The 19,162-nt window shown below is 64.2% G+C and carries 18 protein-coding genes; 11 read left to right on the forward strand and 7 right to left on the reverse strand.

All coding sequences use genetic code 11. The features are described from left to right. Position 1: 1 nt before the first annotated feature. The 3 genes from N2K99_RS03690 to N2K99_RS03700 are packed head-to-tail and all read right to left on the reverse strand — an operon-like array spanning position 2 to position 3,098. On the reverse strand, positions 2–820 hold the full coding sequence (locus N2K99_RS03690) for a carbohydrate ABC transporter permease (RefSeq protein ID WP_227923386.1): 819 nt from the start codon (positions 818–820) through the stop codon (positions 2–4). Then, positions 820–1,770, reverse strand: coding sequence for a carbohydrate ABC transporter permease (locus N2K99_RS03695; protein ID WP_227923390.1), 951 nt, complete (start codon positions 1,768–1,770; stop codon positions 820–822). Before N2K99_RS03695 ends, N2K99_RS03690 begins: the two co-directional genes overlap by 1 nt. A gap of 20 nt (positions 1,771–1,790) precedes the next feature. Next, on the reverse strand, positions 1,791–3,098 hold the full coding sequence (locus tag N2K99_RS03700; protein WP_227923393.1) for an ABC transporter substrate-binding protein: 1,308 nt from the start codon (positions 3,096–3,098) through the stop codon (positions 1,791–1,793). 139 nt (positions 3,099–3,237) lie between these two features. Between N2K99_RS03700 and N2K99_RS03705 the strand changes: the two genes are divergently transcribed. Beyond that, entirely contained in the window at positions 3,238–4,263 is a 1,026-nt protein-coding gene (locus N2K99_RS03705; protein WP_227923396.1) for a LacI family DNA-binding transcriptional regulator, read from the forward strand. Positions 4,264–4,477: 214 nt separating this feature from the next. Here N2K99_RS03705 and N2K99_RS03710 read toward each other — a convergent pair whose 3' ends face one another. After that, a complete protein-coding gene (locus tag N2K99_RS03710; protein WP_227933930.1) occupies positions 4,478–6,109 on the reverse strand; it encodes an HNH endonuclease signature motif containing protein in 1,632 nt (543 codons plus the stop codon). 473 nt (positions 6,110–6,582) lie between these two features. Here N2K99_RS03710 and N2K99_RS03715 point away from each other — a divergent pair, with 473 nt between their 5' ends. Continuing rightward, positions 6,583–6,888 carry a DUF6966 domain-containing protein gene (locus N2K99_RS03715; RefSeq protein ID WP_227933931.1) on the forward strand — a complete coding sequence of 102 codons (306 nt, stop codon included), beginning with the start codon at positions 6,583–6,585 and terminating at the stop codon, positions 6,886–6,888. Between the two features lie 46 nt (positions 6,889–6,934). On the opposite strand, the gene N2K99_RS03720 is transcribed toward N2K99_RS03715, so the two are convergent. Beyond that, entirely contained in the window at positions 6,935–7,324 is a 390-nt protein-coding gene (locus N2K99_RS03720; protein WP_227923401.1) for a VOC family protein, read from the reverse strand. A 155-nt stretch (positions 7,325–7,479) separates the two neighbouring features. Here N2K99_RS03720 and N2K99_RS03725 point away from each other — a divergent pair, with 155 nt between their 5' ends. Further along, positions 7,480–8,382: a DUF5996 family protein gene (locus tag N2K99_RS03725; protein WP_227933932.1), complete on the forward strand. Its 903-nt coding sequence runs from the start codon at positions 7,480–7,482 to the stop codon at positions 8,380–8,382. Positions 8,383–8,394: 12 nt separating this feature from the next. Here N2K99_RS03725 and N2K99_RS03730 read toward each other — a convergent pair whose 3' ends face one another. Together N2K99_RS03730 and tcuA are read right to left on the reverse strand one after the other, a co-directional pair. Next, positions 8,395–9,078 carry a GntR family transcriptional regulator gene (locus tag N2K99_RS03730; RefSeq protein WP_227923405.1) on the reverse strand — a complete coding sequence of 228 codons (684 nt, stop codon included), beginning with the start codon at positions 9,076–9,078 and terminating at the stop codon, positions 8,395–8,397. A 61-nt stretch (positions 9,079–9,139) separates the two neighbouring features. Beyond that, positions 9,140–10,618 carry an FAD-dependent tricarballylate dehydrogenase TcuA gene (tcuA, locus tag N2K99_RS03735; protein WP_227933933.1) on the reverse strand — a complete coding sequence of 493 codons (1,479 nt, stop codon included), beginning with the start codon at positions 10,616–10,618 and terminating at the stop codon, positions 9,140–9,142. A gap of 219 nt (positions 10,619–10,837) precedes the next feature. Between tcuA and N2K99_RS03740 the strand changes: the two genes are divergently transcribed. The 8 genes from N2K99_RS03740 (at position 10,838) to rbsK (ending at position 19,122) form a co-directional block, all read left to right on the forward strand. Continuing rightward, positions 10,838–11,818 carry a tripartite tricarboxylate transporter substrate binding protein gene (locus N2K99_RS03740; RefSeq protein WP_227923408.1) on the forward strand — a complete coding sequence of 327 codons (981 nt, stop codon included), beginning with the start codon at positions 10,838–10,840 and terminating at the stop codon, positions 11,816–11,818. Further along, positions 11,815–12,441 (forward strand): tripartite tricarboxylate transporter TctB family protein, encoded by a 627-nt coding sequence (locus N2K99_RS03745; protein ID WP_227933934.1) that lies wholly within the window; start codon positions 11,815–11,817, stop codon positions 12,439–12,441. Before N2K99_RS03740 ends, N2K99_RS03745 begins: the two co-directional genes overlap by 4 nt. Next, positions 12,441–13,979, forward strand: coding sequence for a tripartite tricarboxylate transporter permease (locus tag N2K99_RS03750; RefSeq protein WP_227933935.1), 1,539 nt, complete (start codon positions 12,441–12,443; stop codon positions 13,977–13,979). The genes N2K99_RS03745 and N2K99_RS03750 overlap by 1 nt, the downstream gene beginning before the upstream one ends. 151 nt (positions 13,980–14,130) lie before the next feature. Next, the gene (locus N2K99_RS03755; RefSeq protein ID WP_227933936.1) at positions 14,131–15,084 is read left to right on the forward strand and encodes a sugar-binding transcriptional regulator; all 954 of its coding nucleotides are present in this window, start codon (positions 14,131–14,133) and stop codon (positions 15,082–15,084) included. A 91-nt stretch (positions 15,085–15,175) separates the two neighbouring features. Next, a complete protein-coding gene (deoC, locus tag N2K99_RS03760) occupies positions 15,176–15,832 on the forward strand; it encodes a deoxyribose-phosphate aldolase (RefSeq protein ID WP_227923424.1) in 657 nt (218 codons plus the stop codon). After that, positions 15,832–17,178: an L-fucose:H+ symporter permease gene (fucP, locus tag N2K99_RS03765; protein WP_227933937.1), complete on the forward strand. Its 1,347-nt coding sequence runs from the start codon at positions 15,832–15,834 to the stop codon at positions 17,176–17,178. The genes deoC and fucP overlap by 1 nt, the downstream gene beginning before the upstream one ends. After that, on the forward strand, positions 17,165–18,187 hold the full coding sequence (locus tag N2K99_RS03770) for an aldose 1-epimerase family protein (protein ID WP_227923429.1): 1,023 nt from the start codon (positions 17,165–17,167) through the stop codon (positions 18,185–18,187). The genes fucP and N2K99_RS03770 overlap by 14 nt, the downstream gene beginning before the upstream one ends. A 5-nt stretch (positions 18,188–18,192) precedes the next feature. Then, positions 18,193–19,122, forward strand: coding sequence for a ribokinase (rbsK, locus tag N2K99_RS03775; RefSeq protein ID WP_227933938.1), 930 nt, complete (start codon positions 18,193–18,195; stop codon positions 19,120–19,122). Positions 19,123–19,162: the final 40 nt, after the last annotated feature.

The raw sequence follows: 19,162 nt of genomic DNA on the forward strand, positions 1-19,162 counted from the left end.
TCTACTTTCCGCCAACGCCCATAAGGCCCTGGACCAGTGCGCGGCGCGCAAAGAGGTACACCAGCAGGACGGGAATCATGGAGAGCATCACCGCGGCGAGGATGCCCGGCACATTGATGCCGTACTGGGTTTGGAAGTTGAAGAGGCCAAGCGTGATCACCTTGGTGGATTCCGACTGGGTCAGGATCAGCGGCAGCAGGAACCCGTTCCAGCCCTGCAGTGCTGCGAACACCGCAATCGTGGACAGGCCGCCCTTGGACAGCGGCAGCACCAGGCGCAGGAAGGTGCGTGTGGTGGACGCTCCGTCTACCGACATCGCCTCGTAGAGTTCCGGCGTGATGTCCCGCATGGTCCCGGAAAGGATCAGCGTGCAGATCGGCAGCGCGAAGGCGGCGGTCGGCAGGATGATGCCCAGCAGGGTGTCATACAGGCCCACCGAGTTGATCAGGTAGAACATCGGCACAATCACTGCCTGGACCGGAATAGCCAGCCCGAGCAGGAAGAACCGGAAGATCAACGTGGTGGAGCGGGACTGGCTGCGCACAATGGCGTAGGACAACGGCGGCACCACCAGCAGGACAATGCCCACCACGCCGGCCGTGACAATGAAGGTGTTCAGGAAGTACTTGCCGAACCCGCTGTCAAAAACCATCAGGAAGTTTTCGAAGGTCAGGCTGGTGGGTACGGACAGCGGGCCGTTCGCGCTGAATTCGGGGCGGGTCTGCACGCTGGCGGCAATCATGACGTACAGCGGCAGGGCAACGATCAGGAGCCAGACGGTGACGGCAGCTCCGGCAATGTAATTGGGGCGGGTACGCATCAGACTCCCTCCATGGTGCTGCGCATTTTGTCGTAGCCGGAGGCCTTCACCATGATCAGCGAGACGGCGGTGGCCACGACCACCAGGACCAGGGCGATGGCGGAGCCCATGCCGAAGTTGTAGCGGCGGAAGGCTTCCTCATACATGTAGAAGGCGGTGATGGTGGTGTCCGTTCCGGGTCCGCCGTCGGTGAGGATCAGCACCGTCTCGAAGGTGGTCAGGCCGCCGACCACCATCAGGATCACGGAGGTGATGATGCTGTTGCGCATTTGCGGCAGCGTGATGGAGAAGAACTGGCGTGCCCGTCCGGCGCCGTCGATTTCCGCGGCCTGGTACAGCACCGGCGGAACGGATTTGGCAGCGCCCTGGTAGATCAGCGTGTGGAAGGGGGTGAACTGCCACATGCCTACGAAGATGATCACGCCGATGGCGGTGGACTGGTTGCCGAAGAGGTTGCCGTCCCCGAACAGCCACTTGAGCTGTGCCGGAACCCCGAAGTTCGGATCCAGCAGGGCCCGCCACAGTACGGAGATGGCCGCGGAGGAGAGCAGCAGGGGGAGGAAGAAGATGGCGCTGAGCACGGCGCGGTTACGCTGCGGTCCTGCTGCCCAGACACCCAGCAGAATGCTCACCGGAGTCTGGGTGGCAACACCAAGCACAATGAACAGCACACTGAGCCACAGGCTCTTGAGCATTACCGAATCCCCGGCAAGGGTTTCCCAGTTCTCCATGCCGACAAACTTCGGGTCGCCCAGCCCCGTCCAGGTCATAAAGGACAGAACGACGACGGCGATCAGCGGTACAACGGCGAACAGCAGGAAAAAGACGGTGGCGGGCAGGGTCCAGGCGACACCCGGACGGTTCAGCCGGGCCCGGCCGGCCCGCACCGGACGACCCTTGGCGGGGTTGTCCGGTGCGGCCGGGGGCCGAGGTGGAAGCAGAGTGGTCATGGTCTCGGCAATCGGTCCGGCTATTTCTTCAACGACTGCATGGCTTCAATGAAGCCGTCTTCGTCGATGCCTCCTGCGAAGAAGTCGGCAACAGCGCTGTGGATGGTGGGTGTTGCGGCCGGCGGGTAGGCCTGGTCCCAGGACAGCTGGAAGTTAGGCGCATCCTGCACCAGCCCGAACTGGAAGCGGGCGTAGTCCGGGTTGGTGGCCTGGTCCAGGAACTGTTCGGTGCTGGTAGTCGTGGGCAGGTTGCCGATGGCCATCTGCTCCTGAACGAACTCGTCCGAGTACATCAGCTTCAGGAAGTCACGTGCGGCCTCGGGATAGCGGGTGTCCTTGAGGACGGAGTAGTAGTTGTTGGTGTTGCCGACCAGGTTGGCAGGATCTCCCTTGCCGCCCTCGATCTCGGGGAATTCGCTCCAGCCCAGGCCGCTCGCTGCGAACTCGGGGTTGACGTCCTGGATGGTGGAGTACTCCCAGGAGCCCATGAGCTCGAAGCCTGCCTGGCCGCTGGAGAGCAGGGTGTGGGAGCCGCCGTCGGTGAACTTCACGGACTGGAAGTTGGTGCCGAAGGCCCCGGTGTCCACCAGTTCACGCAGCATGCCCAGCGATTCCCGGCTTTCTTCGGAATCCCAGACGTCGGTGTCGCCGTCTATGGCGGACTGGAAGAGTTCCGGCCCGGCTACGCGGTCATAGACGTAGGAGAACCACATCTGGGTGGGCCATTCGTCGCCGCCGCCGAGGGCGATCGGGGTCTTGCCTGCAGCCTTGAGCTTCTCGACGGCGTCGAGCAGTTCGTCCCAGGTCTGCGGTGCTTCCTCGATGCCTGCCGAGGCGAGCACTTCCTTGTTGTGGAAGAGCATTACGGGCTGGGTGCCGCGCATCGGCACTCCGTACGGGGTGTCGTCCACCGTGGCGACGTCGAACACCGAGGGAAGGAAGGCGTCCTTCAGCTTCGGATCCTCCTCGATGAAGTCATCCAGCGGCATCAGCAGGTCTGCGTCCACGAAGTCGGAGATGCTGCCTCCGCCCCAGTTGAAGAAGATGTCCGGTGCTGCGTCGGTGCTCATGACCGTCTGCAGCTTCTGCTGGTATTCGGCACCGGGGATGGTGTCCAGCACCACCTTCACGTCGGAGGTCTCATTGAAGCGTTCGACCATAGCGGATTCGACGTCGTTGCTCGCGTCTCCGTAAACGAGGACATGGATCTCATTTTCGGGACGGTCCGAGGCAGCGGAGTCGCCGCCTCCACAGCCGGCCAGGGTGAGGCCGAGCGCCAGTATGCCGGCGGTGGCCAGGACCGGGGTCCGGGACGAGGGTTTGTTCATCGTTGAACACCTTCCGAAAGTTTCGGTATATTGGTCGAAAGTTACTAGACGCCGTCAGCATAAGATGTGCGTAATGTGATGCGCAACACTTTTCGATAAACTGTTGTCCGCGCTGGCTCGAACACCCGAAGGACTACCCATGCAGTCATCACTGCCGCAGCACCCGGTCACGCTGGCAGACCTGGCCTCCGAAGCCGAGGTTTCACTCTCGACAGTTTCGAAAGTTCTCAACGGCAGAACAGACGTTTCGCGGAAAACGCGGGCGAAAGTCGAGGCGTTGCTGGAGGAGCACGGCTATCGCCGTAAAGGCGGGGCCAAGTCGCGGCTGCTGGAACTGGTGTTCCACGAACTCGAAAGCGCCTGGGCACTGGAGATTATCCGCGGCGTGGAGAACATTGCCCGGGAGAAGGGCCTGAGCGTGGTCCTGACGGAGAGCGGAACCCGGCACGCGCCGTCGCCCGAGTGGGTGGAAGGGGTCATCGCCCGGCGGCCCGTCGGCGTCGTTCTGGTCTTTTCCGACCTGGCGCAGGACTCGCGTCGGCAGCTTGAAGCGCGGTCCATTCCGTTTGTGATCATCGATCCGGCGGGGGATCCGGCTCCGGATGTGCCGTCCGTGGGGTCGGCAAACTGGTCCGGGGGCATGATGGCCACCCGCCACCTGATCGAGCTGGGGCACACCCGGATTGCTGCGATCACGGGGCCGGAGGACATGATGTGTTCGCTGGCGCGGATTGACGGCTACCGATCTGCGCTGAACAACGCCGCGCTGCCGCTTGACCGGGATCTGATCAGGTACGGAAACTTCCACGTTGACGGCGGCCGGGATCACGCGCTGGAGCTGCTGTCGCTTCCGGACCGGCCTACTGCCATCTTTGCCGGCAGCGACCTGCAGGCGCTGGGCGTGCTCGACGCCGCCCGGCAGCTGGGCATTAGTGTCCCGGACGAACTGTCGATTGTCGGGTATGACGATCTACAGGTTGCGCAGTGGTCCAGTCCTGCGCTGACCACCGTGCACCAGCCGCTGATCGAGATGGCCGAGGAAGCTGCCCGGATGGCGGTCCGGTTGTTCGAGGGGGAGCGTCCGAACAACCTGCGTCTGGATCTGGCCACGTCGTTGGTGGTGCGGCAGAGCACTGCCCGGGTGCCTGCGGCCGTCAGTTCATAGGCAGCGTTCGGTTTCGGTTGTGGCCCGAGGTGCCCGGGTTGCCCACTGCTGCCGGCGTGAGCCCGGTGAGTCCGTCCGCGGTGAGCCCGCGACGCCGCGAGCCGTGAGCCCTGACCCTGTGACCCTGTGACGCCGTGAGCCCGTGAGCCCGTGAGCCCGTGAGCCCGGGCCGACACACGGACTTCCGGTCCTTGTGCCCCGCTTTCCATTCCGCTCAAAACGGCGGCGCAGCCTGGTAGGCGCTATGTTCATGGTCTGTCTGCGCATGATCCTTCCTCAGACCGGGTGGCGGCTGCTTAGGATCCGTCCGCGGGTCCGTCGGCTGCTGAGAAACCAAATCGAGAAACGGCTCGGTCCGATAAACCCGGCCGGTAGGTGAAGTCCACTCGATCACCCCGGGTGTTGGCTGGCAGGCCTTCCAGAACCCGAGGGTCTTGAACCGGTGATGCCGGCGGCAGAGGTGTTCCAGGTTTCCGTGGTCTGTGGGTCCGCCTCGTGCCCAGTCGACGGTGTGGTCAATGTCCGCATTGGCGGTACTGACCCGGCAGCCGGGGAACCTGCACGTTCCGTCCCGTGCGCGAAGCCAGCGTTTTAGCCCGGCCGGGACCTTTCGGCGTCTCCCGACCCCTAAAATCTCCCCGGTTTGTGGGTCCTGGGCCAGTCCGGTCAAACCTGCAGCATTCCTAGCCAGTCTCCGGGCTTCTTCGGCGCTGATGGGACCGTAACCGTGCAGCTCTGCGGGTTCGTCGTCGGCTCCGAAGAGTGTTTCGGCGCTGATCAGGACCATTATTTCCGCCCGCGGGACGATTTCCTCGACCGGGCCGGTTGGGCGCAGGGCAGTACCCTCCGGGACGTCACCCAAGCCGGTTCGTTCCTCGTCTGGAGTGGCTGCATCAGTGTCAGTGTCAGTGTCATTGCCGATGCGCCCGGTGCCGCGTCGGACTTCTGTCGCGTCTCGGGTTCCGGCCACATCCGGGGTTCCGGGCGCGGTGAAGATACCCCGGCTGCCGCCCATGAGCAGCTGGGCCAGAATATCCGCACGCAGCTGGTCTGTGGTCCGGGAATCTCCTCCCGCCTGCTCACCCCGCGCCGCAGTGCTGAGAGCGGTATAGATCTGCTGCGCTTCCGCAGCACGCAGATAGGCCGACAGGCAGGACATGCCGTCCTCTTCCCGGTCCAGGGTGACTTTGCGCTGTTCGAAAGCACTCACGTGCCGCTTGCTTATGGTCTCCGGGAACGTCTTTTCGCGCAGCCGCCGGGCCTTAGCTGAGAACTGCGTCCGCGTCTGACCCTCCGCAGCCTTCAGCAGGTCCGCTTCGAACCCGGGGAGTTTCTCCGCAGGAACGTTTTGGCAGTGTTCCAGGACCACCTGCGCATGCTGGTAGGAGAAGCGGCCCTCTTCCAGCCCGGCCAGGGTGGCGGTATGGGTGCCGCACAGCTGCCCGGCTTCGCTCAGCAGCCGCTGGCCGGTCACCTGCGGAACATTCAGGATGGCGGCGCATTCCGAAGCCGCAAGACTGAACGCGATCCCGGGTTTATCCCGCTCCGACGGATCGAAGAAGCTGTCCCGGAAGATTTGCTCCATCCGGTGCACCAGACGAGCCTCCAGCGCCTGCGTCCACGCGAGCAGGTGCGCCATCCGGCGGAGAGCCTCTCCGACCATGTGCTCGTCGAACGATTCAAGGTTCTGCAGCGCCAAGGTCCCGGTGAAACCGTCAGGGTAATCACCGACAGGACTCGGGGTGGTGGGGGAGGGAGCGGTGTTGGGGTCGGCGGGGTTGGCAGAGGTGGGATCGGCGGCGGGACCAGTGGCGGCCGAGCGAGCGGAAGACCCAGCAGATCCCATAGACCCGGCAGATCCCATAAACCCAGTAGATGCAGCAGCGCCAGTCGGGCCGTCGTCGGCCTCCGCAGCGGACTTGTCACCGTCGTAGGGGGAGACAGGGTCCGCCCTAAATACAGACAAACTGACCGGGGAGCACGGCGCATCCGCTTCGCCAGCGTGCCCCTCCGGCTGCTGGTCTTTAGTGCCTGGCTCTCCGTTTGTCGGTTCGGTATTCCCGAGCTGATCCATACCTCAGGATTTCATCCGGCACTGACATTTCCGGGCCCAAACCAGCCCCTAAATGGCCTCCCCGGAAATCAAAAATACCTGTCTTTTCTGCAGCACTACCTAGCCCGGGAACCTGGCTCCGGAAGGGACCGCCGGGGGAGCCCCCAATGCCTCGGCACCGATATCTCAGCACCCAGGTTCGACGGCCCACCTGATCATCGCTAAGGTCAGCGGGACCGATACACCGGAGAGAGAGCCGCCCAGCTATGCCGCAAAGTGTTGAAGACGTCCGCGATGAAATCCTTTCGGCCGCTTCTGCCGTCCGAGCCGCAGCGAGAGTGGACGACGACGAGTGGCGGAGTGGGGTGGCAAACCGGATTGAGCACATGTTTGCCGGCATTACTGAGGTTTCCGACCTGCGGGAGAGAGCCGCTGACTGCCTGCGCCTGTATGGAGGGATGGGCTCCTTTGCGGACGTCGGCACCGAGGCCATGGCTGGCGCGGTCAACAAGCTGCGCGTGCCTTTGGTCCGTGCGCGCACTTTCGCGTTAGACCAGACAGGCCCGCGCTGAGCCTGTCGGACCACCCGGCGACCCGGCGACCCTGCACCCGGCGGGCTCAGCCCGCAGGCGGTGAAAGGATTTCCACCCGGTTCCCGAAGGGGTCCCTGCAATGGAACCGCTCGTAACCCTCGAAGGTGTACCGGTCAGTCCAGGAGACCTCGAAGCCATGCAGCGAGAGCCTGGCCCCCAGTTCCTCCAGTGCATTCGCAGAATCCAGCAGCAGGGCAGGGTGCGCCTTCCTGGCAGGAACAAAGGGGGAGTCCACTCCCAGATGAATCTCCGCGACGACGGCGTCGCCGTCGAACGCCCGGAACCAGCAGCCACCCCGGCCGGCGAGCGACGGCGGCTTGCCCACCTCAGTCAGTCCCAGTGCCTCACCGTAAAACCGCCGGGCCTGGTCCTCCCCGCCTGTGGGTATTGAAACCTGTACATGGTGCAGCCGCATGAATCCCCCCGAGTCCCGACTGATTGCAGTAACGAACCGAATTGTGCCAGAAGGTGCCGTTGACCGGCTCCGGGGCGGGTTCCAGACTGGGAGCAGCACGTTCGCTGTCCGCCACCGAGCCACCGCCACCGAGCCCCCGACCGAAGGCGCTTCCCATGGACCAGAACTTCCTGAACTACCCGGACTGGCAGGCCACCGCCGATACCCTGCACCTCTACCTTCAGGTGGCGGGCAAGGTAAAACTGGAGCGCAGCTACCCCGAACCGGAATGGGGCCACGTGCGGATGCCCCTCACCGTCCAGGGCATCGGAACCGGCATCATGCCGGGACCCGATACGAACTTCGAGATTTACTTCAACCTGCACCAGCATCATGTGGACGTGCAGAACACCAATCACATCCGCACCCGGATCGAACTCAGCGACGGCCTCAGCGTGGCGGACTTCTACCGTCAGCTGATGGGGGCGCTGGAATTCATCGGGGCGCCCACGGCCATCAACACCGACCCCCAGGAATTCTACGATCCGGTGCCTTTCGACGCCGACACCAAGCACTCCACCTATGACAAGCAGGCGGTGGAGCTCTTCCTGGACAACCTGCACTTCGCGCATCGAAGTCTTGGACAGTTTCTCGGGCCGGTGCGTGGAAAGGTCTTCGCGCCGTCGTACTGGTTCGGCACCATGGACCTTTCCGGAACAATCTTCAGCGGACAGTCGGAGCCGTACCCCGGAAACGGAGTGATTGCCGTGAACTGCTTTGATGAGCGGTTCTGCGAGTTCGGGTTCTGGCCTGGCGACCCGTCCTCCACGGAACCCGCGTTTTACGTGATGCCCTATCCCTTCCTCTCCAACATCGGCAGTTACGGCACCATGCTGGCTCCGGCAAAGGCAGAATTCCTCACTAAGTCCAGCGAATTCATCCTCACGCTCAAGGACGCCTTCTCCTATGACGATCCACAGCAGGCCGTGGTGGACTTCTGCCGCACGAGCTTCGACATCCTGCAGCGGCTGGATCCGTGGGACGACATCGACTGGATCACCGAACCGCTGACCTACTGATGGTTGGGCCGGCTAGCGGGTGAACGGCGGCAGCGGCTGCCGAAGCGCACCCTCGCGCAGGAGCTTCAGCCGGATCTGCCGCGCGGTTTCCATGTGATCGCGGGCGATGCGGCGGGCGGCCTCCACGTCCTGGCTGTCGATGGCGCGGATCAACGCGGCGTGCTCGTCGAGAGCAACGTCCCAGCGCGAGTCCACGGACAGTGTGGACTGCGGCGCATGGACCAGGTGTGTGCTGAGCCGTTCCAGCAGGTCGGTCAGCACGGGATTGTGGGCGCACTCCCAGACCGCGGCATGGAATTCCAGGTTGGTGGTTATCCGGGTTGCATCGTCGGGATCCGTAAGCCGGCGGTCCCGCTCCAGCAAGGCTTCCAACCGCATCAGGTCCGTGAATTGGCGGGCCCGTGCCGCCTGTCCGGCTGCTTCTTCCTCGAGCAGGATGCGCATGTCGTAGATCTGGATGACCTGGGCAGGTTCAATCCGGGTCACCTGCAGGCCGCGGGCAGCTCGTTCGAGCAGCCGTTCCTGGAGCAGGCGGGAGAGCGCCTCCCGGATGGGTGTCCGGGAGACGCCGAATCGTTCGGCCAGGTTTACTTCCCGCATCGCCGTGCCGGGCCGGTGCACGCCGGAGAGGATCTCACTGCGCAGAGTTGCGAAGATCGACTCGCCGTCCATGCGTGCTGATGCTGCTTGCGCCACTTAGTGTCCTAGGAAATGATGCGGAAAACTGCCGAATTGTCGGTCCCCACAATACGGGAGCTCAGGCCAGGGAGCCTGCCCTGCGGCCGAAGACGCAGCCTGCCGCCAAGCCGGAACCGCCGGGATAGTTAACGCTGAACAGCCCGCCCAGCATCTCGCCGGCCGCGTATAGCCCCGGTATATGGTTGCCGTCCACGTCGAGCGCGCGGCCGTGCGTATCGCCCTTGACCCCGCCGAAAGTAAACGTGATGCCGCAGGTGACGCCGTAGGCATAGAACGGGCCGGTTTCCAGGGGAACCGCCCAGTTGCTCTTCACCGGCTCTGTCTGGGCGGAACGGCCGTCCAGGACGTTGGGGTCAAAGTCGACGCCGCGATCCACCGAGGCGTTGAACGCGGTGACGGTCTTCTCCAGGGCCTCGGGGTCGATGCCGATTTTCGCCGCGAGTTCGGCAATGCTGTCCGCGGTTTCCACGGAGACGCCGGGCATGTCGTATTCCTCGGTCCGCAGCATGGGCCGCAGCGTGGCGTCGAAAATCTGCCAGGCGACCGAGCCCGGCTGGCGGAGGATTTCCCGTCCGTATTTGGCATAGGTGTAGTTGCGGAAATCTGCACCCTCATCCAGGAAGCGCTCGCCGTCACGGTTGACGATGATCCCCAACGGATAGCTCTGCCGCGTAAGGCGGTTGGTCAGCTCGCGGTTGCTCTCATTGTTCTCGGTGAAGGCATCCCACTGCACGCTGTGGCAGGTGTTCCAGTCGCCGCCGCGTGCAGCACCCGCTTCCAAGGCCGCGAGAATCATGTCTCCGGTGTTGCAGGGAGTGCCGCGCACCTTGGCGTTTTCCCACCCCTCGCCGAGGTGTTCCCGGCGCAGTTCGGGGCTGGATTCGAAGCCGCCGGCGGTGAGGATCACCGATTCGGCCGAGATCTCGTATTCGCCCTCGGGACCGGAAACAACGACGCCGGTGACCCGGCCGCCGTCGAGCACCAGCCGGGTCGCCGGGCTGCCGTAGCGGATGTCGACGCCGTGCTCCAAGGCCACGCGGGTGTGGTCCGCCATCATGCCCTCGCCGCCGCCCACATTGCCGACATGCAGCCCGCCCCAGAACAGGTAGCTTCCATCGGGCCGCTGGTAGGCCTGGCGCTCGTACATCAGCCGGTACTTCAAGCCCAGGCTGTTCAGCCAACGCAGCGTGGACTGGCTTTCGGCAATAAGCACCTCGGTGAGCCCGGGATCATTGCGTCCTTCGGTGACCTTGGCCAGATCTGAGGCGTAGTTCTCCGCCGTGTACGGCGGAACCACGGTGGAGGCATGCCGGTCATCGGGTTCGACCAGCCCGGCCAGGTCCTCCAATCCGCCGTGGACAATCCGGGTGGCGCCGGCCGTGTAGAAGCTGTTGCCGCCGGAAAGCTCCTGAGTTCCCTTTTCCAGCAGGATGACCGAACGGCCCCTTTCAGCTGCGGCATGGGCGGCGGTAAAGCCGGCATTGCCGCCGCCCACTACTACGACATCAGTGCGGACGGGACCAGGTTTCTCTGCCATCTCTATGCTCCTGTGATTCGGTGTATACGAGTGTATACAGTGCTCCGTGGAATGGCCACGAGTCTACGAGAGTTCAGCACTTCGTCAAATAACCGGACCCTAATTCGTATTGTGACTTCGCGATGACGGGGCCTATTGTGGTGAGCTACGTCACTTCCGGTATATGTATTTGAGTGTGTACAAACGTCTCCACCACAACGAAGTAATGGAACGGGAAACATGAAAAAATCTCTCCGTACGGGAGCGTTTGCCCTCGTGGTCGCCGTGGTCACCCTTCTGGCGTTCTTCAATGCAGCTGCGTCCGGCGGGACCGCCACGGCTCGCAGCAAACTCACGCTCATCGCGCCGGCCGCCCCCGGCGGCGGCTGGGACGGGTTCGCCCGGGAAGCCCAGCAGGCCCTGCGCAGCAACGGGGTGGTGAATAACCCGCAGGTAGTCAACGTCCCCGGAGCCGGCGGCACCATCGGCCTCAGCCAGTTCGTCCAGACCCCAGGACGGGAGGACGCACTCCTGGTCACCGGCGGCGTCATGGTGGGAGCCATCGAACTGGCGGACAACCCGGAGTCGATGGCCGACGTCGTGCCGATTGCCCGCCTCGCTGACGATTACGCGGCGCTTGTGGTTCCGGCGGACTCCGAGTTCCAGACACTCGACGATTTCCTGACGGCGTGGAAGGCGGATCCGGGAGCCAATTCGATCGGCGGCGGCTCTCTCGGCTCCATCGACCATCTGCTCAGCGGGCTGCTCGCACAGAAGATCGGCATGGATCCGAGCACGGTGAACTACGTGGCCTACTCCGGCGGCGGCGAGGCGCTGACCTCCCTGCTTTCCCACACCACGGCCGTCGGCATGTCCGGGTACAACGAGGTGGCAGACCAGATAGAGTCCGGCACCCTGCGTGCGCTGGCCATCTCCTCCGCGGAACGCCTCGACGGGGTGGACGTGCCCACCTTTGTGGAGCAGGGGGTGGATGTGTCCATGTCCAACTGGCGCGGCGTCGTTGCAGCTCCCGGGATTTCGGAAGAGGCGAAGGCGGAGTTCATTTCCATCGTCACGGAAATGCGCGAATCCGATGATTGGAAGGACACTCTGGAACGCAACAGCTGGACGGACAGCTTCGCCACAGGGGAAGAATTCGAAGCCTTTATCGAAGAAGAAGTCTCCACGGCCCAATCAATTGTTAAGGAGCTCGGACTATGAGTCTTGCCCAGGACAAGCCGGCTCCGCTGCAGCGGACGGCGCCGCCGCGGAGCCCCGCCCTCGAAGGGCGCAGCGAACTGATCGTGGTGGCGGTTCTCTACGCCCTCGCCGTTTTCCTCACCGTCGGCACTGTCTCCATGAATGTGCAGGGCAGCGCAGTACCGGGACCGCAGTTCTTCCCGGTGCTGGTCTGCATCGCCCTCTACGTGGTGGCCACGGCGCTGGCGATCTCCGTCATCCGGCGTCCCAACATCCCGGATACCCGCATCCACCCCGGCCGCGGCAACTTCTCCGGCGCCATGCTCGACGACCTTTCGGGCGAGCACGAGTTCTCCACCCCGCACCCCGACGCCGCGGCCTCACCCACGTGGAAAACCTACTCGGACTGGCGGACCGTGAGCCTGGTGGTGGGCGGCGTGGTGGTCTTCACCGCCGCGCTCAACATCCTGGGCTGGATCATCAGCGCCGCGTTCCTGTTCTGGGTGGTCTGCTACGCCATGGGCAGCAAACGTCCCGGCTTTGATGTTGGCGTATCCCTGCTGTTCTCCTCCATTGTCCAGCTGGCCTTCGGCGCCGGCCTTGGCCTCAACCTGCCCTCCGGCTTCCTGGGAGGGATGTTCTGATGGATCAGCTCGGACTGCTTTTTGAAGGATTCGCGCACGCCCTGACGCCCGTTAATCTGCTCTGGGTCCTGATCGGCGCGGTGCTGGGCACGGCCGTGGGCGTGCTGCCCGGACTCGGCTCCGCCATGGCGGTGGCGCTGCTTCTGCCGGTCACCTTCTCGCTGGAACCCACTGCCGCTTTCATCATGTTCGCCGGCATCTACTTCGGCGGGTTGTTCGGTGACTCCACGGCCGGCATCCTGCTCAACACCCCGGGCAACTCCTCGGCCATTGCCTCCACCTTCGAGGGCCACCGCATGGCTAAGAACGGCCACGCCGCCAAGGCCCTGGCCACCGCAGCCATCGGTGCCTTCATCGGCGGACTGATTGCCACGACGCTGGTGGTGTTCTTCGCACCAACGCTGGTGCGCCTCGCCACCGTCTTCGGCCCGGCAGAGTATTTCGCCTTGGCGGTCTTTGCCTTCCTGGCCATCTCGGCAGTTGTCTCCGAATCCGTAATCCGCGGGGTGGCCGCGCTGTGCATCGGCCTGGCCCTCGCGCTGGTCGGCATCGACGGGCCGAGCGGCACCGCCCGCTTCACCCTCGGCATGCCGCAGCTGTTCGACGGCATCTCCATCATCGTGATTACGGTGGGACTGCTGGCACTGGGCGAAGTGTTCCATGTGGCCTCGCGGATTCACCGTGACCCGGTGGCCACCCGGATCCAGGCAGGGGGCAACGCCCGGATCAACTTCCGGGACTTCCGCAAGGCCCTTCCAGCCTGGCTGCGCGGCACCGCATTCGGAGCCCCTTTCGGCCTGATTCCGGCCGGCGGCGCAGAGGTGCCGACGTTCCTGGCCTACGGCACGGAAAAGCAGCTGGCCAAGCGCCGCGGAGATCCCGAGTTCGGCACCACCGGTTCCATCAAGGGACTGGCCGCACCGGAAGCGGCATCGAATGCCACGGCAGGAACCGCCATGGGTGCGCTGCTGGCGCTGGGCCTGCCGACGTCGGCCACGGCGGCAATCATGCTCGCCGCCTTCCAGCAATACGGCATGCAGCCGGGACCGCTGCTGTTCGAGCGCAGCGGAGACCTGGTCTGGGCGCTGCTGGCCTCGCTGTTCATCGGCTTGGTGATGCTCCTGATCATCAACCTCCCGTTCGCCAGCGTCTGGGCCAAGCTGCTGAGTATTCCCCGGCACTACCTCTACGCCGGGATCACGGTGTTCTCGGTGCTGGGTGTCTATGCGGTGAGCTCGTCGCTGATCGACTTGTGGCTGCTCATCGCAATCGGCCTGGTCGGCTTCATGATGCGCCGCTACAGCATTCCGCTGGCTCCGGTGCTGATCGCCGTCATCCTCGGTCCGATGGCCGAGACTGAACTGCGGCGGGCCTTGGCCGTATCCGAGGGGGACCTGGGCATTCTGGTGGGCAGCCCCATCACCATCACCCTCTACCTGGTGCTGGTTGTGGCACTGGTTGTCAGCGGCGTCCAGCACCTGCGGCACCGGCGGGCGGACCGGCAGACGGATGAACCGACACTGGCCCCGGTGAATTAGGCCGAGGGGTAAACAGTCCGGGACCCAGTCGGCCGTGGTTCGAACGAACCGCGGCCGACTGGATCTGCGGCTGGTTCCGCAGCATACTGCCGGAGATGGAAGAATCACCTGTGAGCAACCTCATTGGCGAGGGTGTGACAAGGGGGAAACAATGGATGCGCGGGATGAACAGGCGCTTGACGCGGTCAAGCTCTATTACGGAACCGGACTGTCGCAGAGCGAGGTTGCCCAGCGGCTGGGGCTGTCGCGTCCCACTGTTTCCAAGCTCATCCAGCACGGCAAGGACCGAGGGTACGTCTCCATCCAGATCCATGACCCGCGGGAGCAGGAATCCTCACTGGCTACGGAGCTGTGCAACGCCTTCGGCCTCTCCGACGTCCGCCTCGCCGTCGTGCCGGAAAACGGACCCGACCTGGTGGGGGAGCTCGGCAAGGTAGGCGCGGCGCTGCTGGCCGAGAACGTCGACGACGGCGATTCGGTGGGCGTCACCTGGGGCTCCACCATGTACGCCGTGGCACGTAACCTTCAGCGTCAGGAACGCCGCGGGGTGGAAATCATTCAGCTCAAAGGCGGGGTTTCCTACACCACCCGGGCCACCAATGACTTCGAGACCATCACCCTGTTCTGCAATGCCTTCGGTGCGTTTGCCCGGACCCTGCCGCTGCCGGTGATTTTCGACAGCGTAGAGGTCAAGCGGCTCGTGGAGGAGGAGGAGCACATCCGGCGGGTCATCGACATGGGCCGGGAGTCCGACGTCGCCGTCTTCACCGTGGGTGCAATCCGCCCGGACGCCATGCTGTTCAACCTTGGCTACCTCAGCGAGACGGAGGAGGCAGGCATTGCCGCGCACGCGGTGGGGGATATCTGCTCCCGCTTTTTCGACGACGACGGGAACCCCTGCGTCCCGCAGCTGGACGAGCGGACGGTCGGAATCACGCTGCAGGACCTGCGCAGGGTGCCCACCCGCCTCATGGTCGCCGGCGGCGAGCACAAGGCGACGGCTATCGAAGCCGCGCTGCGTGCCGGATATGCGACGCATCTGGTGATCGATCAGGACACCGCCCGGCAGGTATTGCGGATGACCCGCCGGCGAGCCGCTTCCTAGCAGTAACAGCGGAAACTATGTCAATAGTTGGTTTGACATGTGTTCCGAGCCACTTCTACAGTGAGTGAAAACCCTCAATGAGGAGGCTCACATGTCGAAGATTTCGCAGCTCATCGATCACACCCTGCTTGCCCCGACGGCAACAGCCACGCAGATCGACACCCTGGTCCAGGAGGCCGTTGAACACGGGTTCAAGACGGTTTGCGTCAACCCGGCCTGGGTCAGCCGGGCCCGCCGTGCCGTAGAAGGAACCCCGGTCGGTGTGTGCACCGTTGTCGGCTTCCCGCTCGGCGCGTCCACCACGGCCGTAAAGGTTTTCGAAACCACCGATGCCGTCACCAACGGTGCGCACGAGGTGGACATGGTCATCAATATCGGCTGGGCACTCGCCGGCCAGTGGGATGACATTGAAGCGGAAATCCGCGCCGTCGTCGACGCCGCCGGCTCCGATGCCCTGGTCAAGGTCATCCTTGAAACCTGCCTGCTGACTGCCGAACAGACAGCGGAAGCCTCGCGCCGCTCCGTCGCTGCGGGTGCGGACTTCGTGAAGACCTCCACCGGCTTCTCCAAGCACGGCGCCACCGTCGAAGCCGTGCAGCTGATGCGCAAGACAGTGGGACCCGACCTTGGCGTCAAGGCCTCCGGCGGTGTCCGCACGCCCGAGGATCTCGCCCGGATGGTGGAAGCCGGTGCCAGCCGCATCGGAGCCTCCGCCGGCGCAGCCATCCTGGCGGGGAGCACCATCTAATGCTCTTCAAGACTTCAGCCGTCCAGCAGCCGGACGGCTACCTCAGCCGTATCCCGTGGTTCCAGTTCCTTCTGATCTCCCTGTGCTTCCCCCTGTGGGGCGCCGCGGCAAGCCTGAACGACATCCTCATCACGCAGTTCAAGTCCGTGTTCACCCTTTCGGACCTGGCCACCGCCTTCGTCCAGTCGGCGTTCTACGGCGGCTACTTCGTCATCGCGATTCCCGCCTCCCGCATCATCCGCCGGTTCACGTACAAGACGGGCATCCTGATCGGCCTCGGCGTCTACATCGTCGGCTGCGCGGCATTCTTCCCCGCCTCGCACATGGCCACGTACAGCATGTTCCTGGTGGCCCTGTTCGCCATCGCCATCGGCCTGAGCTTCCTGGAAACGGCCGGCAACACGTACTCCACCATGCTTGGCCCGAAGCCCACCTCCACGCTCCGGCTCAATATCTCCCAGACCTTCACGCCGCTGGGTTCCATCCTGGGCATCCTGCTGGGCAAGTACCTTGTCTTTACCGACGGCGACACCCTGGACGCGCAGATGGCCGGCATGACCATGGAGGAGAAAACGGCCTTCAGCGCCGAAATGCTGCAGCGGACCCTGCTGCCGTACCGCTACATCATCATGATCCTGGTGGTGGTCTTCATCGTGGTGGCGCTGACCAAGTTCCCGCACTGCAAGCCGCTGGGTGACCGGACGCATTTGGCCACTGCCCGTGTGGGGGAGACCCTGGCGTATCTGGCCCGCAACAAGGAATTCCTGCGCGGCATCTTCGCCCAGTTCATGTACGTGGGTATGCAGACCGCGGTATGGTCCTTCACCATCCGGCTGGCGCTGAACCTGGATGATTCCATCAACGAACGCGATGCCACCAACTACATGGTGTTCGCCTTTGCCGCCTTCTTCCTCGGCAAGACCGTCGCCAACTTCCTGATTGCCCGCTTTGACGTAAACGCCGTACTGATGGGCTTTGCCGCCCTCGGCAGCCTGGCCCTGGTGTACGTCATGCTGGTTCCGAACATCACCGCGGTTTGGGCCGCAGTGCTGGTCTCGGGTCTATTCGGTCCCTGCTGGGCCACCATCTTCGGCCGCACGCTGGACACCATCACGGACAAGCGCCACCAGGAAACCGGCGGTGCCGTGCTGGTTATGGCCATTGTCGGCGGAGCAGTCATCCCCGTGGTCCAGGGCCTGGTCTCGGACGCAACCGGTTCCCTGCAGTTCTCCTTCGTTGTATCCCTGGTCTGCTTCGTGACGGTCCTGCTGCACTTCGGCCGTCAGCGCCGGATAACCGGGCGCACCATCAGCACGGAAAAGGAAGCCGAGTATGTTTCGCATTAATCTGGCCCGGTCCGCCTTCTCCGCGGTTCCGGTAACCCTGGCAGAATCGGACGAATTCACGGTCACGGGTATCCGGTACCCCTCCGGCGTCGAGTCCGTCACCGTGGCCAACGCCCGCGGCCGGGTGGAAGTCCTGCCGTTCCTGGGGCAGATGGTCTGGGATGCGGAGTTCGACGGCGTGAGCCTGCGGATGGATTCGCCCTTCCGGCAGCCCTATCCCGCCACTTTGATCGAAGACACCTACGGCTGCTTCGCCTTCCACTCCGGACTGCTCGCCGCCGGTTGCCCGTCGCCGGAGGATAACCACCCGCTGCACGGGGAGTTCCCGTGTGCGGTTTTCGACGAAGCCTGGCTCGAAATCGACGCCGACTCCGTGGCCGTCTCCGGGCGCCATGAATTCGTCAAGGGATTCGGTGACCACTACGAGGCCGTTCCCGCCGTCCGCCTCCGGGCTGGTTCGGCCATGTTCGACATCGACCTGTCCGTGACCAACCTGTCCGCAGTACGCACCATGCCGCTGCAGTACATGTGCCACATGAACTACGCCTACTCGGACGGGGCGCGGATGACGCAGTCCCTGCCCGACGGCGCGTTCAAACTGCGCGGGACCGTGCCGGCGCACGTCTTCCCGACGCCGGAGTGGACGGTCCTGAACGAGGCCATCCGCAGCGGGCAGGTCGCCGCGGACGTGCTGGATGCGGCCCAGGGGTATGACCCGGAAATCGTGTTCCTCGCTGATGACCTGCCGGCGTACGGGCAGGACCTGGAGTTCCGGCTCGAGCGCACCGACGGCATCACGTTCTGCACGCGCTTCTCCAGCACGGACTTCCCGGTGGCCACCCGGTGGCTGCTGCACAACCCGGATCAGCGGGTGGCGTCATTTGTCCTGCCCGGTACATCCCGGCCCGAAGGATTCCTCGCCGCGAAGGCAGCGGGAACGTTGATTGAACTGGCTCCCGGAGCGTCCCGCTCCTTCCACGTCAGTACCGGCATTACAGAGGAGGCGTAAGCCCGTTGGATATTGCAGTAATCGGCTCAAACATGGTGGACCTGGTGTCCTATCTCAGCCGCATGCCGGACGAAGGCGAAACGGTCGAAGCTTGGGACTTCTCTATGGGCTGCGGCGGCAAGGGAGCCAACCAGGCCATGGCTGCCGCCCGCATGGGCTCCTCGGTCCTGATGCTCACCCGGATCGGCAATGACGCGTTTGGCGAAACCACTCGCAGCAACTTCGAGGCCAACGGCATCGACACCACCTATGTCCTGGAGACCGAGGCCACCAGCGGCGTCGCGCCCATCTTCGTGGATGACAACTCACGCAACTCAATAGTCATCGCCAAGGGTGCCAACGCCTTCCTGACACCGGGGGACATCGAGGATGCAGCCGAGGCGATCTCCCAGTGCTCCCTGATCGTGCTGCAGCTGGAGGTCAACCTCGAGACCGTTTATGCGGCAATCGACTTCGGCAACCGGCACGGCATTCCCGTCCTGCTGAACCCCGCTCCGGCCACGCCGGAGCTGGACTTTGCCCAGGTGGCAAAGTGCGACTACTTTGTACCCAACGAAACCGAGCTGGCCCTGCTCACCGGGATGCCGGTGGAAACCCTTGACCAGGTGCAGGCCGCGGCCGGATCCATCCTGGACCACGGCGTCAAGAACGTCATTGTGACCATGGGCTCGCGCGGGGTCCTGTGGCTCTCGGCCGCCGGCCCCGTCCTGGTTGAAGGCCGGACCGTCCCCGCCCTGGATACAACGGGCGCCGGCGATGCGTTCATCGGCTGCTTCAGCCACTGCCTGGTGGAATCCGGAGACGTCCCCGAGTCGCTGGCCACGGCGAACGCCTACGCTGCGGATTCCGTCACCCGGCGCGGCACCCAGACCTCTTACGCCACGCGGGAGCAGTTCGAACGGAATACGGGCAGGGCACCGGGCGCCGCCGCCTGACCGGTCCGGCTTCGGCATGAGGCTGCTGTGACACGACTCC

The organism is Arthrobacter sp. zg-Y1110 (assembly GCF_025244865.1).
Classification (GTDB): Bacteria; Actinomycetota; Actinomycetes; order Actinomycetales; family Micrococcaceae; genus Arthrobacter_B.

What these genes read in the sequence shown, in the direction of transcription:
- N2K99_RS03690 (WP_227923386.1), bottom strand. Translation starts at nt 820, where the DNA reads ATGCGTACCCGCCCCAATTACATTGCCGGAGCTGCCGTCACCGTCTGG.
- N2K99_RS03695 (WP_227923390.1), bottom strand. Translation starts at nt 1,770, where the DNA reads ATGACCACTCTGCTTCCACCTCGGCCCCCGGCCGCACCGGACAACCCC.
- N2K99_RS03700 (WP_227923393.1), bottom strand. Translation starts at nt 3,098, where the DNA reads ATGAACAAACCCTCGTCCCGGACCCCGGTCCTGGCCACCGCCGGCATA.
- N2K99_RS03705 (WP_227923396.1), top strand. Translation starts at nt 3,238, where the DNA reads ATGCAGTCATCACTGCCGCAGCACCCGGTCACGCTGGCAGACCTGGCC.
- N2K99_RS03710 (WP_227933930.1), bottom strand. Translation starts at nt 6,109, where the DNA reads ATGGGATCTGCTGGGTCTTCCGCTCGCTCGGCCGCCACTGGTCCCGCC.
- N2K99_RS03715 (WP_227933931.1), top strand. Translation starts at nt 6,583, where the DNA reads ATGCCGCAAAGTGTTGAAGACGTCCGCGATGAAATCCTTTCGGCCGCT.
- N2K99_RS03720 (WP_227923401.1), bottom strand. Translation starts at nt 7,324, where the DNA reads ATGCGGCTGCACCATGTACAGGTTTCAATACCCACAGGCGGGGAGGAC.
- N2K99_RS03725 (WP_227933932.1), top strand. Translation starts at nt 7,480, where the DNA reads ATGGACCAGAACTTCCTGAACTACCCGGACTGGCAGGCCACCGCCGAT.
- tcuA (WP_227933933.1), bottom strand. Translation starts at nt 10,618, where the DNA reads ATGGCAGAGAAACCTGGTCCCGTCCGCACTGATGTCGTAGTAGTGGGC.
- N2K99_RS03740 (WP_227923408.1), top strand. Translation starts at nt 10,838, where the DNA reads ATGAAAAAATCTCTCCGTACGGGAGCGTTTGCCCTCGTGGTCGCCGTG.
- N2K99_RS03745 (WP_227933934.1), top strand. Translation starts at nt 11,815, where the DNA reads ATGAGTCTTGCCCAGGACAAGCCGGCTCCGCTGCAGCGGACGGCGCCG.
- N2K99_RS03750 (WP_227933935.1), top strand. Translation starts at nt 12,441, where the DNA reads ATGGATCAGCTCGGACTGCTTTTTGAAGGATTCGCGCACGCCCTGACG.
- N2K99_RS03755 (WP_227933936.1), top strand. Translation starts at nt 14,131, where the DNA reads ATGGATGCGCGGGATGAACAGGCGCTTGACGCGGTCAAGCTCTATTAC.
- deoC (WP_227923424.1), top strand. Translation starts at nt 15,176, where the DNA reads ATGTCGAAGATTTCGCAGCTCATCGATCACACCCTGCTTGCCCCGACG.
- fucP (WP_227933937.1), top strand. Translation starts at nt 15,832, where the DNA reads ATGCTCTTCAAGACTTCAGCCGTCCAGCAGCCGGACGGCTACCTCAGC.
- N2K99_RS03770 (WP_227923429.1), top strand. Translation starts at nt 17,165, where the DNA reads ATGTTTCGCATTAATCTGGCCCGGTCCGCCTTCTCCGCGGTTCCGGTA.